Genomic DNA, 14,406 nt, shown 5'->3' on the forward strand with positions numbered 1-14,406 from the left:
GCAGGGCGAGACTTTAAAGGGCGTTGCAGCGGGACAGCTTGCTGCGCACCAGCGACAGCAGGCGTTGCGCCGCTTCTTCGGGCAGGCCGTTATTGGCCAGCTGCGTGACCTGGCAGCCGGCGGGGGCCAGGAAGGGGCGGGAGGCCCGTTGCAGGCGGGCGGCGATCTGTTCGGGGGTTTCGCGGCCGCGCGCGGCCAGGCGGCGGGCCAGGATGGCGGGGTCGGCCACGACTTCGATGGCGGCCAGGTCCGGGTAGCGGGCGCAGGCTTGCGCCAGGTGGGCGCGCGAGCCGTTGATCACGACGGCCGCGCCGCTGGCCAGCCAGGTGTCGATCTCGATGCCGATGCCGTACCGCAGGCCATGGCTGGCCCAGTGCAAGGCGAAGCAGCCCATGGCCGCGCGGCGTTCGAATTCGGCCTCGCTCAGGCTGACAGAGGCCTCGTCGGCGCCGCTGGGGCGGGTGATGTAGCGGTGCGCGACCAGCACGGGTTCCTGCGGCTGCAAGGCCGTGCGCAGGCAGCGCAGCAGGGTGTCCTTGCCGCTGCCCGAAGCGCCCATCAGGTAGACCAACCGCGTTCCGGGCGGGTGTATGGCGGAGTCTTCGGGGCGGCCCGGCGGGCTCATGACGCGCCGCCGTCCAGGAAGCGCGCGCCGGCGCCGTCGCGGCAGGCGCCGTCGAAACCGTAATGGCGCGCCACGATGAAGTCGGCGCCCGGCGCGGGCTCGACATACAGGCTGATGGCGCGCACCGGCATGGGGGCTTGCAGCGCGGGGGCGTCCAGCGCGTCGAGCCGGGCATCGGCCGCGTCCAGGTCGGCGTTGTCCAGATGCCCGGTCAGGGTGATGTGAAACGTGAACGTATCGAAGACGTAGGGGTAGCCCCAGCGCTCCAGCATCTGGCGCTGCGCGGGGGTCAGCGCCTGCGGCTGGCGGCGCGCCAGCTCGGCCGCCGAGGGCGGGGCGCGGAAAATATCCAGCCCGGCGACCGACGCGCCGGCCAGCGCATTCATGCGGGCCAGCGCGCGTGAGTCGTCGATGCGCCAGGCCAGGAAGCCGCGCAGGCGCTCGCGCCGCAGCGGTATGCCGAACGCCTGGCGGCCGGCGGCCAGCGCGCGCACGGCCTGGTCCAGGCCGGCCGGCTGCGTGCCGGCGCGCAATTGGAAGGGCGGCTTGAGCGTGGCATGCAGGCCGTAGCGGCGCGGCGCGCGGGTCCAGGCATCCTGCCGGGCATCGGCGCCGGCCGCGCGGGGCAGGGCAGCGCCCGTTTCCTCGCAGCGGCCCAGCCACTGCCGGCCCAGGTCGCGCCAGGCGCCCACCGGCGCCAGGTACAGTGCGTAGCGGTAGGCTTGCGGCATGGCGTGCTATGCGGCGATGCGCTGGGCGTGATGGGTCTCGAAGCTGCGCGTGGCATGGCGCAGCACGCCGCCGACAATGGCGGCGCACACGCGCGGCAGGCCGGGTACGCTGTCGTCGACCACGATGGCATCGGCGGCCTGGCCCGCCGCCAGCGTGCCGCGGTCGGCCAGGCCGGCGGCGCGGGCCGGATTGGCCGATACCAGGCGCCAGGCCTGCGCCAGCGGCAGCACGCCCTGGTCGGCCAGCCGCAACGCGGCCGCCAGCGGGGCCGGGTAGTAATAGTCCGAGGTCAGGATGTCGCACAGCCCGGCGCGCACCATGTCGGTGGCGTTGGGCGCATTGGTGTGGCTGCGCCCGCGCACTACGTTGGGGGCGCCGAACACCACGGCATCGCCCAGGTCGCGCGCCACGCGGGCCGCGTCGGGCGTCAGGGGGAATTCGGCCACACGGCAGCCCAGCTGGTGGTAGTAGCGGCGGGTGGCGGCGTCCGGGTCGTCGTGCGAGGCCACGCTCAGGCCGGCCTCGCGCGCGCTGCGGGTCAGTTCGCGCATGGCGTCGCCCACCGCGTCGGCGGCTGCCATGGCCTGGCGGATACGGCCCTGGAACGTGTCCAGGTCGCACTCGGCGCGGTCGGCGTATTGCAGCAGCTTGCGGTCGTCGCCCAGGCGGCGCGCCATCGAGGGCAGGTGGTCGTTCAGGGCCAGGAACTGCACGCGGCCGGCGCGTATCCATTGCTGGGCGGTCTCTACCCCGCCGACGTGATGGGTCTCGAAGCGCAGGTGCACGTGGTGGCGCGCGCCCAGCGCGCCGCGCATGCGCGACAGCGATTCGAACATGCGCTCGGCGTACGGCTCGCCGCGCAGCCCGCCTTCCCACGACAGCGTCACGCCATGGAATTCGGTGGTAATGCCGTTGGCCAGCAGCTGGCGGTCGACGTCGTGCAGCGCGGCGTCGTACGGAAACGTGACGCCCGGGCGCGGCATGACGGCGCGCTCGAACGCGTCGCCGTGCAGGTCGACAATGCCCGGCAGCACCAGCAGGTCGCCCGCGTCCAGCCAGGCCGCGCCCGGCGCGGCGGCGCCGTCGCCGATGCGGCCGTCGCGAAAGGCCAGCTGGCCGGCGCCCAGCCCGGCGGGAGTCAGCAGGCGCCGTCCGGCGATGCCGGCCAGTGCAGCAGAAGAAGAGGATTCAGGATTCATGGATCGCCACCTTATCGGACTTCTGTGACAGCTGGATGTCTAGACGAATTGGCGCGAGCGCCCGGCGCCCGCGCATGGATCAGGGCGCGTCGTCGGACACGACCAGTTGCACCAGGTCGCCCACAAAGCGGGTCACGCTGTATTGCAGCGGCGCGCCGTCGCGGTCGACGTTCAGGGCCTCGACCTGCAGAATGGGGCGGGTCTTGGGCTGGCCCAGCAGACGGGCCACTTCGGGGGTGGGCAGGGCCGCGGTAATGCGCGACCACTTGCGCGCGTAGTCGGTGACGCCGTAGTGCGCATAGGCGCGCGAAATCGAGCGCAGCTTGCGCAGGCTGTCGGCGAAGTCCGGAAAGCGCTTCTCGTCCAGGTAGTGCTCGGATACGTCGATGCAGCGGTTCTCGGCCTTGCCCAGCGCCTGCACGCGCAGCAGCGGCGCGGTGCGGGCCAGGCCCAGGTGGCGGGCGATCTCGGCCGAGCGCAGGCTCTGGCTGCCCATGATCTCGATATAGCCCAGCATGCCCTGGCTGAGCAGGTTTTCTGAAAAGCGGGTGCGCCGGCCAATAGCGTAATCAATGGCGTGTTCTTGCACGAAGGTGCCGCGGCCTTGTTCGATGCGCACCAGGCCGCTTTGCTCGAGTTCGCCCATGGCGCGCCGGATGGTGTGGCGGTTGACCGAGAACTTGGCCGCCAGTTCGGGTTCGGGCGGCAGGCGTTCGCCTGGCGCATAGAGCTTGTTGCGGATCTCGTCCGCCAGCAGTTCGCCGATTTGTCGCCACACTGCGACGCCCGAGCCTCGTTCGACCATGGTGATAATCCGTTTCCGTAATGGCAGCTTCATGATGGACGGCCATGATTGTGCATCAGCCGTCGGCCCGTGGCGGCGCCTGCGCGGCGCGATGCCGCGGTGTCATGAAAAATTCATGCGGCGGTGTTGTACTGGCGCCAGTTCCGTATCATACTGCATCTAGTCGTCTAGACGTTTAGAGGAAATTATGCAAACCGACACGACTTCCCCGGCCGCCGGGCGGCGCGCCGCCTGGATGCGGGTGCTGGCGCTGGCCGAGCCGGCCGCGCTGGACCGGGCCGTGCAGGCCCTGGGCCCGCTGCCGCCGCACAGCACGCTGCGGCCGGCGGAAAGCGGCATGGCCATGGTGCGCGCCCGCAGCGGCGGTACCGGCGCGCAGTTCAATCTGGGCGAAATGAGCATCACCCGCTGCGCCGTCACCCTGGAAGGCGGCACGATGGGCGTGGGCTATGTGCCCGGCCGCGCGCGCCGCCATGCCGAACACGCCGCCGTGCTCGACGCGCTGCTGCAGCGCGATGAGTGGCACGACCGCATCCAGGCCGGCGTCATCGAGCCGCTGGCGCAGGCGCATGCCGAGCGCGCGCGCCGGCAATCATGCGTGGCCGCGCAGACGCAAGTTGAATTCTTCACAATGGTACGAGGCGAAGACTGAAATGATTTCTGTGCAGACAACGCCATCCGGCGCGCCGCCGGCCCCGGGCTTTGGCGATGCGGTTACCCAGTCGCAGCAGACGTTCCGCGCCGCGCTGCAGGCCCTGGCGCACCCCGGCAGCATCCAGGAAATCGCCGCCGGCTGCGGTGTGCCGCCGGGGCTGTCGCCCGCCATGACGGCCATGCTGCTGGCCTTGGCCGATGTCGATGCGCCGGTGTGGCTGCCGGCCGGCGTGCCCGAGGCAGTGCGCCAGTTCCTGCGTTTTCATTGCGGCTGCCCGCTGGTCGACGAGCCCTCGCAGGCGCGCTTCGCCGCCGTGCCGGCCGGCCATGCCGCGCCCGAACTCGGCCGCTGCCACCCGGGCGACCCGGCCTATCCCGATACCTCTACCACGCTGCTGCTGGAAGTCGAATCGCTGCAGGGCGTCGCGGCCGTGACCCTGGCCGGGCCGGGCATCGCCACGCGGCGCGAGTTGCGGGCGGCCGGCCTGCCGGCCGGATTCTGGGCGCAGTGGCGGGCCAACCGCCAGATATTTCCCCTGGGCGTGGATGTGTTCCTGATCCAGGGCCACCGGCTGTGCGGCTTGCCCCGCACGGTGCAAGCGGAGGACTGACATGTACGTGGCCGTCAAAGGTGGCGAACGCGCCATCCTGAATTCTTACCGCATGCTCGACGCCTACCGGCGCGGCGATGCGCAGGTGCCCGAGCTGACGCTGGCGCAGATCCGCCAGCAGATGCCGCTGGCCGTATCGCGCGTGATGGCCGAGGGCGCGCTGTACGACCCGCAGCTGGCCGCGCTGGCCATCAAACAGGCCGCCGGCGACGTGATCGAGGCGGTGTTCTTGCTGCGGGCCTACCGCACCACGCTGCCGCGCTTCGGCTATACGCAGCCGGTGGACACGGCGCGCATGCGCCTGTCGCGCCGCATTTCGTCGACGTTCAAGGATGTGCCCGGCGGGCAGATCCTGGGGCCCACTTACGACTATACGCAGCGGCTGCTGGATTTCTCGCTGGAAGCCGAGGGCGAGGCCGCCGAGCCCCTGCCGCCGGCCGCCGAACCGCTGCCCGCGTCCATGCCGCGCGTGACCGACCTGCTGCAGCACGACGACCTGATCGACCAGGAAGCCATGCCGCCCGGCGACCCGGCGCCGTTCGACCTGACGCGCCAGCCGCTGGCCTTTCCGGCCGGGCGCGATGCGCGCCTGCAGAACCTGGCCCGCGCCGACGAAGGCTTTCTGCTGTCGATGGGCTATTCCACGCAGCGCGGCTACGGCAATACGCATCCGTTCGCCGCCGAGATCCGCTACGGGTCGCTGGAAGTGGACATGTTTATCGAAGAGCTGGGCTTCGCCGTGACGGTGGGCGAGATCGAGCTGACCGAATGCCAGATGGTCAGCCAGTTCGCCGGCAGCGCGCACGAGGCGCCCAAGTTCACGCGCGGCTACGGGCTGACCTTCGGCTATGGCGAACGCAAGGCCATGTCGATGGCGCTGGTCGACCGCGCCCTGAAGGCGCACGAACTGGGCGAGGCCGGCGACGCGCCCGCCAACGACCACGAGTTCGTGCTGTACCACAGCGACAACGTCGAGGCCTCGGGCTTCGTGCAGCACTTGAAGCTGCCGCACTATGTGGACTTCCAGGCCAACCTGGAACTGCTGCGCCGGCTGCGCCAGGAACAGGCCGCCGCCCGGGCGCCGGCCGCCGCCGCATCTACCGCATTTGCCGCCGCGCCCAGCGCGGCGCCCGCCGCCATTGCCGACGAGGCCCTGTCGTCATGAACTCCGCACTAGCCACGGTCGCGCGCGACGACCACTACAACTTCGCGTACCTGGACGAATCCACCAAGCGCATGCTGCGCCGGGCCCTGCTGAAGGCGGTGGCCATTCCCGGCTACCAGGTGCCGTTCGGCAGCCGCGAAATGCCGCTGCCCTATGGCTGGGGCACGGGCGGCATCCAGGTTACCGCCGCCATCATCGGCCAGGCCGATGTGCTGAAGGTGATCGACCAGGGGTCGGACGACACCACCAACGCCATCAACATCCGCCGCTTTTTCGGCCGCGTGACCGGGGTGCGCACCACCGAATCCACGCGCGAGGCCACCATTGTGCAGACGCGCCACCGCATTCCCGAAACCCCGCTGCGCGAAGGGCAGATCATGGTCTACCAGGTGCCCATTCCCGAGCCGCTGCGCTGGCTGGAACCCAGCGAAACCGAGACCCGCACCATGCACGCCCTGGCCGAGTACGGCGGCATGCACGTGAAGCTGTACGAAGACATCGCGCAGCACGGGCACATTGCCACCACCTACGACTATCCGGTCATCGTCAATGGCCGCTACATGATGCGCCCCTCGCCCATTCCGAAATTCGACAATCCCAAGCTGGACGGCAACCCCGCGCTGATGCTGTTCGGCGCCGGCCGCGAAAAGCGCGTATACGCCGTGCCGCCGTACACGCGGGTCAAGAGCCTGGACTTCGAAGACCATCCGTTTTGCGTCGAGCAGTGGGACCACTGCTGCGAACTGTGCGGGTCGGACCACAGCTACCTGGACGAGATCATTCTGGACGACCAGGGCACGCGCCGCTTCGTGTGCTCGGACACCGAGTACTGCGCCGGCCGCCAGGCCGCCGGGCACACCGGCGCCGCCGCGGAGGCCGCGGCATGAACAACCAGGCCCTGCTTTCCGTGCGCGACATGACCTGCACCTGGGACGGCGTGCACGGCTGCCGCGACATCAGTTTCGACCTGCACCCCGGCGAAGTGCTGTGCGTGGTGGGCGAATCCGGCTCGGGCAAGAGCACGCTGCTGCAGGCGGTGTCGTGGCAGGCGCGGCCCGAGTCGGGCAGCGTGTGGTACGACACGCGCGACCGCGGTTTTGTCGACCTGGCGTCTTTGTCGTCGGCCCACCTGCGGCTGCTGGCGCGCACCGACTGGGGCTTCGTGCGCCAGAACGCGCGCGACGGGCTGCGCATGCAGGTCAGCGCCGGCGCCAATATCGCCGAGCGCCTGATGGCCGTGGGCCAGCGCCACTACGGCGAACTGCGCCGCGTGGCGGGCAGCTGGCTGCAGAAGATGGAAATCGACACGGGCCGGCTCGACGACCAGCCGGCCGCGTTTTCCGGCGGCATGCAGCAGCGCCTGCAGATCGCCCGCAACCTGGTTACCCACCCGCGCGTGGTGTTCATGGACGAGCCCACCGCGTCGCTGGACGTGTCGGTGCAGGCGCGCCTGCTCGACCTGCTGCGCCAGCTGGTGGCCGACCTGAAACTGGCCGCCATCGTGGTTACCCACGACCTGGCCGTGGCGCGGCTGCTGGCGCACCGCACGCTGGTCATGCGCGGCGGCCGCGTGGTCGAAAGCGGCCTGACCGACCAGATCCTGGACGACCCGCAGCACCCCTACACGCAGTTGCTGGTGTCGTCCATTTTGCAGAGCTGAATCTCATGAATGCCTCTACTTCCCTGATCCAGGTGCGCGGCCTGGGCAAGATGTTCACCCTGCACAACCAGGGCGGCATCCGCTTGCCGGTGCTGCGCGACGTGAACTTCGACGCCGGCCCGGGCGACTGCCTGGTGCTGGCCGGCCCCTCGGGCACCGGCAAGAGCACGTTGCTGCGCTGCCTTTACGGCAACTACCTGGCCACCGAGGGCAGCATCCGCGTACGCGACGGCGGCGAGTGGGTCGAACTGACCGGCGCGCCCGAGCAGCGCATTCTGCGCCTGCGGCGCGACGTCATCGGCTACGTCAGCCAGTTCTTGCGGGTGATTCCGCGCGTCAGCACCCTGGAGGTGGTGGCCGAGCCCCTGCGCGAACGCGGCGTGGATGCCGCGGCCGCGCGCGGGCAGGCGGCCGCGCTGCTGGCCCGGCTGAACGTGCCGCAGCGCCTGTGGGGCTTGCCGCCCGCCACGTTTTCGGGCGGCGAGCAGCAGCGCGTGAACATCGCGCGCGGCTTCATCGGCGGCCATCCGGTGCTGCTGCTGGACGAGCCCACCGCCTCGCTGGATGCCGACAACCGCGCGGTGGTGGTGGCCCTGATCCGCGAGGCCGTGGCCGCCGGCCGCTGCCTGATCGGCATTTTTCATGACGAAGCCGTGCGCGACGAGGTCGCCACGCGCATCCTGCCCATCCAGCCGGCGATTCCGGCCGGCGCCCTGGAGTAGCCATGCCCGCCCTGTACCTGACCCACGCCCGCATTGTCCTGCCGGACGCCGTGCTGTCCAACAGCGCCGTCCTGATCGAAGACGGCATCATTGCCGCCATCGACCCCGACGGCGCGGGCGCCGCGCAGGAAATCGACCTGGAAGGCCAGACGCTGCTGCCCGGCCTGATCGACCTGCATTGCGACGCCATCGAAAAAGAAGCCGAGCCGCGCTCGCGCGTGCTGTTTCCGCTGGATTTCGCGGTGGCCCAGGTCGACCGGCGCAATGCCGCGGCCGGCATCACCACGCCGTTCCATGCGCTGTCGTTTGCCAATAATGAATGGGGCGTGCGCAACAACCAGACCGCGTCGCAGGTGGCGCGCACGCTGCATGCCTTCCGCGCCCACAGCCTGGTGGACAACCGGGTGCACTGCCGCTACGAAATCACCGACGCGACCGCCATGCCGGTGCTGCAGGCGCTGCTGGACGAGGGCGTGGTCGACCTGCTGTCGGTAATGGACCATTCGCCGGGGCAGGGCCAGTTCAAGACGCTGGAAGCCTATCTGCAATACATGATGGGCAACCATGCCATGAGCCGCGACGAGGCCGAGGAAGCGGCGCGCGCCAAGCTGCAGGCCCGCGACGGCGCCGCGCTGCGGGTCGAGACCCTGCTGGCGCATGCGCGCCGCCTGGGCGTGCCCACCGCCAGCCACGACGACGATTCGGTGCAGCGCATTGCCACCATGCGCAACCTGGGCGTGTCGATGAGCGAGTTTCCCATCAACCTGGACACCGCGACGGCGGCGGTGTCGTGCGGCCTGCCCACCATCCTGGGCGCGCCCAACGTGCTGCGCGGGCAGAGCCAGAGCGGTTCGATGCGCGCCATCGACGCGGTGCGCGCCGGCGTGGCCAGCTGCCTGTGCTCGGACTACCAGCCATCCACCCTGATCGCCGCGGCGTTCGCCGTGGCGGCGCAAAGCGACCTGACGCTGTCGCAGGCGGTGGCGCTGGTGACCGCCAACCCGGCCGATGCCTGCGGCCTGGGCGACCGCGGCCGCATTGCCGCGGGCCTGCGCGCCGACCTGGTCGCGGTGGCGCTGGTGGGGGATTTGCCCCTGGTCAGCCACGCCTGGTCGGCGGGCCGGCTGGTGTTCGCGGCGCACTACCACGCGGCCTCGCGCCGCGCCCCGCGCGAGGCCGTGGCGGCCTGACGGCCCCCGCGCGCGCCGCGCCGGCTGGCGCCGGGCGCCGGCCTTCTGGTTAAATGGACCATATCTGCCGGCCCGCGCGACGGGCCGGCGCGTCATGGCCGGAGGCCCGCATCATGGCAATGCTGAATTTCGTGCAAGATCCCGAAGCCCCCGATCTGTGGGCCGCCGAGAATGTGCCGGCCGGCCCCGGGCGCCCGCCCATCCACGTCATGATCCAGACCGACGGCCAGGCGCCCGACCCCTCGGCGTCGCGCGTGGTGCGCGACCTGGTGGCCCGGCTCGACGAACAGATCCTGGCGGCGGCCGATTTCCTGCTGGACCATTATTCGCCCGAACAATGGCTGAAGCAGGGCATCGACCCGGCCCGCTGGCTGCCCGAGCAGACCGCCGAGGCCATGGCCGGCTGCGCGGTATTGCGGGCCGTGTGGCTGTTCGACGAAACCGGCGATGGTTATGAAATGTGGTTCACCGTGCCCTGGGACGCCGAGCATACCTACGACGTCGAATTCGACGACGGCGAGCCGGTGGGCTGCGAGGTGAACGACTGAGCCGCCGACGGCAGGGCGCGGCCGGGATTTTCGCCCGGACCAGAAGATTTACATACCGTCATGTCCTGACAACCCGTCGCCGGGAGTCCGGCTCCAATCCCGGCTAAAATCCCGTTATTCAGCAAGGCTCCAACCAATCATTCCATTGCCATTCAGGAGGACCACCCCATGGCCCTAGTTTCCATGCGCCAGTTGCTCGACCACGCCGCCGAGCACGGCTACGGCATTCCCGCGTTCAACGTCAACAACCTGGAACAGGTTCAGGCCATCATGGAAGCCGCCGCTGAAACCGACAGCCCGGTGATCATGCAGGCCTCGGCCGGCGCGCGCAAATACGCGGGCGAAGGCTTCCTGAAATACCTGATCCAGGCCGCGGTGGAATCCTATCCGCACATTCCGGTGGTCATGCACCAGGACCACGGCCAGTCGCCCAAGGTGTGCCAGGGCGCCATCGACCTGGGCTTCTCCAGCGTCATGATGGACGGCTCGCTGGAAGAAGACGGCAAGACCATCGCCGACTACGAGTACAACGTCGACGTCACCAAGAAAGTGGTCGACATCGCCCACAAGCTGGGCGTCACCGTCGAAGGCGAGCTGGGCTGCCTGGGCTCGCTGGAAACCATGAAGGGCGACAAGGAAGACGGCCACGGCGCCGAAGGCACCATGACCCGCGAACAGCTGCTCACCGACCCCGAGCAGGCCGCCGATTTCGTCCGCAAGACCCAGCTCGACGCGCTGGCCATCGCCATCGGCACCAGCCACGGCGCCTACAAGTTCACCCGCAAGCCCACCGGCGACATCCTGTCGATCTCGCGCATCAAGGAAATCCACGCCCGCCTGCCCAACACCCACCTGGTGATGCACGGCAGCTCCAGCGTGCCGCAAGACCTGCTGGCCGAGATCCGCGAATTCGGCGGCGACATGAAAGAAACCTACGGCGTGCCCGTGGAAGAAATCCAGGAAGCCATCAAGTTCGGCGTGCGCAAGGTCAACATCGACACCGACATCCGCCTGGCCATGACCGGCGCCATCCGCCGCTTTTTTGCCGAAAACCCCGGCAAATTCGACCCGCGCGAATACCTGAAGCCGGCGCGCGCCGCCGCCAAGGCCATTTGCGTGCAGCGCTACACCCAGTTCGGCACCGCCGGCAACGCCAGCAAGATCAAGCCGCTGCCGCTGTCCGAGATGGCGCAGCAGTACGCCGCCGGCAAGCTGACCCAGGTCGTGCAGTAAACCCTGCCGCGGTGAAAAGGCGCCGCCCCGCGCGGGCGGCGCCGGGCGGCCGGCCCCTCAGCCCGGCGCGTTACGCGCAAAGCCCGGTATCGTGGTGTCGATGTGATGCCACGAGGGCGCGGAATCCGTCCACAACGCCAGGCGGGCCCGGAATTGCTCCGGGTCGTCCAGCGATCCGGCTTTCACGATTGCATAGCCGGCGCCCTCGGTGCCCCCGAACAGCGGCGTGCCGCAATCGCGGCAGAAGCTGCGCATGACCGTGTTCCCCGAATCGCCCCGATAGACGTGTTCGTGCGCCCGGCCCCGCAACACCTGCAGCGCGGCCGGCGCCACCAGCAACGCATGCGCCGGCGCGCCGCCGCTCGCATACTGGCAGTCGCGGCAATGACAAGTCGCCGCGGCCATGGGTTCGGCCGTAATGGCATAACGGACGGCGCCGCATTGGCAGCCGCCGGTCAGGGGGGAGAACTCGCGTTGCGGGGGCATGGAATGGGCTCCTGGCGTGTGCGGGATGGATAAGCCTAACCCATGCCGCCGTCGGTCTTTTCGTTTGCGTTCTCGGGGCGCCGGGCGCTATGGCCGGGTGTCTGGCACCTGGCAATATCCGTCTGCATTTTTGAGTCCCCAGGCTATGGCCGGTGGCTCGAATTTATACACTCGCAGTCCCGCGGCGTTCGGGCAGGCGGGGGCGGCGCGTTTGGCCGGCGGGGCAGCCCGCGCAGCGGGCCGAGGGCGCCTGGATGCGCCCGAGCCCGACGGACGTGCGCCGCCCCCGCCTGCCCGAACGCCGCGGGACGGGGCAAGAACTCAAGCCACCCACCAGCGCCATTTGCAGTAACCTATGCGCATTTTTCCGATTAGGCCGATTCGTGACTTCCGCCCTGCACCAATCCAGCATCAAGTCCCTGCCGCTACTGGGTCGCGGCAAAGTGCGCGACATGTACGCCGTGGGCGACGACAAGCTCTTGATCGTCGCTTCCGACCGCATTTCCGCATTCGACGTGATTCTCGACGACCCCATCCCCGGCAAGGGCCAGGTGCTGACCGAGCTGACCGAATTCTGGCTTGGCAAGCTGGCGCACATTCTGCCCAACCATTCCACCGGCGTGCGGCCCGAAGACGTGGTGGCGCCCGATGAACTGGACCAGGTGCGCGGCCGCGCCGTGGTGGTCAAGCGCCTGAAGCCGGTGCTGGTCGAGGCCGTGGCGCGCGGCTACCTGATTGGCTCGGGCTGGAAAGACTACCAGGCCACCGGCGCGGTGTGCGGCATCCAGCTGCCGGCCGGCCTGCAGCAGGCCAGCAAGCTGCCCCAGCCCATTTTCACGCCGGCGGCCAAGGCCGAATTCGGCATGCACGACGAAAACGTCGACTTCGCCCACGTGGTCAACGAAGTCGGCCAGGACATGGCCGAGCGCATCCGCGACGTCACCCTGCGCCTGTACACCGAGGCGGCCCAGTTCGCGGCCACCAAGGGCATCATCATTGCCGACACCAAGTTCGAATTCGGCCTGGACGACGACGGCACGCTGCACCTGATGGACGAGGTGCTGACCCCCGATTCGTCGCGCTTCTGGCCGGCCGACGGCTATCGCGTGGGCATCAGCCCCCCGTCGTTCGACAAGCAGTTCGTGCGCGACTGGCTGGAAACCCAGACCTGGGACAAGACCCCGCCGGCCCCGCGCCTACCGCAGGAAGTGCTGGAGAAAACCGCGGCCAAGTACCGCGAGGCGCTCGACCGCCTGGTAGCCTGACCCGCCCCGGCCGGCGCGTGCCGCCGGCCAATTGCATGAAATAGGGCGCTTTGGCCGCCTTGTTTGCCGGCCAGCGCTACGCAATATTTCGTATCGTAACGATCGACCTCCGGAGGATCGATCGCATGATCATGATGTTGCCCTTTCTGACCAGCGCCCTGGCGGTGTGGTACGGCATGCTCGGCAAGCGCCGCCCCTGCTTCACCCTGTGGCTGGCGACGCTGCTGATTTTCGTGGCCGGCGCCCGCCTGCACCTGGCCGAGCCATTCGTGCTGGCCCTGTAGCGCCCGCGCTGGATGAGCGTGATCTTTTCGCTGAACCCCGCCCGGGGCTCGCGCATCGTCAATACCCTGGCGCTGCTGGGCATCAGCATCCTGCTGTATGTGGCGTTCGTCTGGCAGCTGCTGTTCGATGCCGCCCCATGCCCGCTGTGCCTGCTGCAGCGCGCGGCGTTCGTCATGGCCGGGGTGGGGCTGCTGCTGAATATCCGGCTGGGCCCGTCGCCCCTGCACTACGCCATGGTGATCGCGGCCTCGCTGGGCGGCCTGGTGGCGGCCGGCAACCAGCTGCTGGCGCAGGCCGGCGCGCAAGCGCTGCCCGGCGGCCCGCCGCTGCTGGGCATGCACATTTATTCGTGGGCGTTCCTGGCTTTCTGCACGCTGCTGGTGTTCTGCGTGCTGATGCTGGCGGCCGACCGCAAATGGGGCGACAACGCCCTGAAAAAACCCGTGGCGCTGCCGGCCCTGATCGTGATGGGGCTGTTCCTGCTGGCGATCCTGGCCAATGTGGCCGTTACCTCGCTGGAATGCGGGCTGGGCGAATGCCCGGGCAGCCCCGGCGCGCCCGCCGCGGCGCCGGCCGGCGGCGGTTCGTAGGCGCGCCGGGCCGCTTCGCGGTCGGGGCGGGTAAAATACCGGGTTTTCCGCCTGCCGCGCCACGGTGCGGCGCCTGCCCGCCTTCCGCCTTGCCGACTCTGCCATGACAACGACTTCTTCCGCATCCGCGCCGGCCACTCCCGTGGTGGGCGTGATCATGGGTTCTTCCAGCGACTGGGACATCATGAAGCACGCCGTGGCCATGCTGGAAGAATTCGGCGTGCCGCACGAAACCCGCGTCATCTCGGCCCACCGCATGCCGCAGGACATGGCCGACTACGGCGCCGCGGCCCGCGCGCGCGGCCTGCGCGGCATCATCGCCGGCGCCGGCGGCGCGGCCCACCTGCCCGGCATGATGGCCGCCCTGACCGAAGTGCCGGTGTTCGGGGTGCCGGTTCCCTCGCGCTACCTGCGCGGCGAAGACTCGCTGCTGTCCATCGTGCAGATGCCCAAGGGCGTGCCGGTGGCCACCTTCGCCATCGGCGAGGCCGGCGCGGCCAACGCGGCGCTGCACGTCATCGCCACGCTGGCGGCCACCGACGATGCGCTGCATCGCCAACTGCTGGCGTTCCGCGCGCGCCAGACCGAGACGGCCCGCAACATGGCGGTGCCCCCGCAGCCCTGACCTTCTGCCGC

General features: G+C 69.6%; 18 protein-coding genes. 13 read left to right on the top strand and 5 right to left on the bottom strand.

Annotated features, from left to right (window positions below):
• Positions 1-13: 13 nt before the first annotated feature.
• The 4 genes from phnN to phnF all read right to left on the bottom strand — a co-directional run bounded on the left by phnN (position 14) and on the right by phnF (position 3,361).
• Entirely contained in the window at positions 14-625 is a 612-nt protein-coding gene (phnN, locus tag J2P76_RS15720; protein WP_207408617.1) for a phosphonate metabolism protein/1,5-bisphosphokinase (PRPP-forming) PhnN, read from the bottom strand.
• Positions 622-1,356: a DUF1045 domain-containing protein gene (locus J2P76_RS15725; RefSeq protein WP_207408618.1), complete on the bottom strand. Its 735-nt coding sequence runs from the start codon at positions 1,354-1,356 to the stop codon at positions 622-624. The genes phnN and J2P76_RS15725 overlap by 4 nt, the downstream gene beginning before the upstream one ends.
• 6 nt (positions 1,357-1,362) lie before the next feature.
• Positions 1,363-2,556, bottom strand: coding sequence for an alpha-D-ribose 1-methylphosphonate 5-triphosphate diphosphatase (locus J2P76_RS15730; RefSeq protein ID WP_207408619.1), 1,194 nt, complete (start codon positions 2,554-2,556; stop codon positions 1,363-1,365).
• Positions 2,557-2,635: 79 nt separating this feature from the next.
• The gene (phnF, locus tag J2P76_RS15735; protein WP_207408620.1) at positions 2,636-3,361 is read right to left on the bottom strand and encodes a phosphonate metabolism transcriptional regulator PhnF; all 726 of its coding nucleotides are present in this window, start codon (positions 3,359-3,361) and stop codon (positions 2,636-2,638) included.
• Positions 3,362-3,548: 187 nt separating this feature from the next.
• Between phnF and phnG the strand changes: the two genes are divergently transcribed.
• The 9 genes from phnG (at position 3,549) to fba (ending at position 11,144) form a co-directional block, all read left to right on the top strand.
• Positions 3,549-4,013: a phosphonate C-P lyase system protein PhnG gene (phnG, locus tag J2P76_RS15740; RefSeq protein ID WP_207408621.1), complete on the top strand. Its 465-nt coding sequence runs from the start codon at positions 3,549-3,551 to the stop codon at positions 4,011-4,013.
• 1 nt (position 4,014) lies between these two features.
• On the top strand, positions 4,015-4,626 hold the full coding sequence (gene phnH, locus J2P76_RS15745; RefSeq protein WP_207408622.1) for a phosphonate C-P lyase system protein PhnH: 612 nt from the start codon (positions 4,015-4,017) through the stop codon (positions 4,624-4,626).
• 1 nt (position 4,627) lies between these two features.
• On the top strand, positions 4,628-5,791 hold the full coding sequence (locus tag J2P76_RS15750; RefSeq protein ID WP_207408623.1) for a carbon-phosphorus lyase complex subunit PhnI: 1,164 nt from the start codon (positions 4,628-4,630) through the stop codon (positions 5,789-5,791).
• Positions 5,788-6,678 carry an alpha-D-ribose 1-methylphosphonate 5-phosphate C-P-lyase PhnJ gene (locus J2P76_RS15755; protein WP_207408624.1) on the top strand — a complete coding sequence of 297 codons (891 nt, stop codon included), beginning with the start codon at positions 5,788-5,790 and terminating at the stop codon, positions 6,676-6,678. Before J2P76_RS15750 ends, J2P76_RS15755 begins: the two co-directional genes overlap by 4 nt.
• The gene (gene phnK / locus J2P76_RS15760) at positions 6,675-7,451 is read left to right on the top strand and encodes a phosphonate C-P lyase system protein PhnK (RefSeq protein ID WP_207408625.1); all 777 of its coding nucleotides are present in this window, start codon (positions 6,675-6,677) and stop codon (positions 7,449-7,451) included. Before J2P76_RS15755 ends, phnK begins: the two co-directional genes overlap by 4 nt.
• A 5-nt stretch (positions 7,452-7,456) precedes the next feature.
• Positions 7,457-8,173 (top strand): phosphonate C-P lyase system protein PhnL, encoded by a 717-nt coding sequence (gene phnL, locus J2P76_RS15765; protein WP_207408626.1) that lies wholly within the window; start codon positions 7,457-7,459, stop codon positions 8,171-8,173.
• Positions 8,174-8,175: 2 nt separating this feature from the next.
• Positions 8,176-9,363 (top strand): alpha-D-ribose 1-methylphosphonate 5-triphosphate diphosphatase, encoded by a 1,188-nt coding sequence (locus tag J2P76_RS15770; RefSeq protein WP_207408627.1) that lies wholly within the window; start codon positions 8,176-8,178, stop codon positions 9,361-9,363.
• Between the two features lie 113 nt (positions 9,364-9,476).
• Positions 9,477-9,911 (top strand): hypothetical protein, encoded by a 435-nt coding sequence (locus J2P76_RS15775; RefSeq protein ID WP_207408628.1) that lies wholly within the window; start codon positions 9,477-9,479, stop codon positions 9,909-9,911.
• Between the two features lie 168 nt (positions 9,912-10,079).
• A complete protein-coding gene (gene fba, locus J2P76_RS15780) occupies positions 10,080-11,144 on the top strand; it encodes a class II fructose-bisphosphate aldolase (RefSeq protein WP_207408629.1) in 1,065 nt (354 codons plus the stop codon).
• Positions 11,145-11,201: 57 nt separating this feature from the next.
• Here the strand turns inward: fba and J2P76_RS15785 are convergent, their stop codons facing one another.
• Positions 11,202-11,630 carry a GFA family protein gene (locus tag J2P76_RS15785; protein WP_207408630.1) on the bottom strand — a complete coding sequence of 143 codons (429 nt, stop codon included), beginning with the start codon at positions 11,628-11,630 and terminating at the stop codon, positions 11,202-11,204.
• Between the two features lie 383 nt (positions 11,631-12,013).
• Between J2P76_RS15785 and J2P76_RS15790 the strand changes: the two genes are divergently transcribed.
• The 4 genes from J2P76_RS15790 to purE all read left to right on the top strand — a co-directional run bounded on the left by J2P76_RS15790 (position 12,014) and on the right by purE (position 14,395).
• Positions 12,014-12,895, top strand: a complete 882-nt coding sequence (locus tag J2P76_RS15790) for a phosphoribosylaminoimidazolesuccinocarboxamide synthase (RefSeq protein WP_207408631.1) — start codon at positions 12,014-12,016, stop codon at positions 12,893-12,895.
• 131 nt (positions 12,896-13,026) lie between these two features.
• Positions 13,027-13,179, top strand: a complete 153-nt coding sequence (locus J2P76_RS15795) for a DUF5993 family protein (protein ID WP_207409263.1) — start codon at positions 13,027-13,029, stop codon at positions 13,177-13,179.
• Positions 13,180-13,197: 18 nt separating this feature from the next.
• Positions 13,198-13,770, top strand: a complete 573-nt coding sequence (locus J2P76_RS15800) for a disulfide bond formation protein B (protein ID WP_207409231.1) — start codon at positions 13,198-13,200, stop codon at positions 13,768-13,770.
• Between the two features lie 103 nt (positions 13,771-13,873).
• Positions 13,874-14,395: a 5-(carboxyamino)imidazole ribonucleotide mutase gene (gene purE / locus J2P76_RS15805; protein ID WP_207408632.1), complete on the top strand. Its 522-nt coding sequence runs from the start codon at positions 13,874-13,876 to the stop codon at positions 14,393-14,395.
• Positions 14,396-14,406 lie beyond the last annotated feature (11 nt).

Source organism: Bordetella petrii, assembly GCF_017356245.1.
GTDB classification, from domain to species: Bacteria; Pseudomonadota; Gammaproteobacteria; order Burkholderiales; family Burkholderiaceae_B; genus Bordetella_A; species Bordetella_A petrii_D.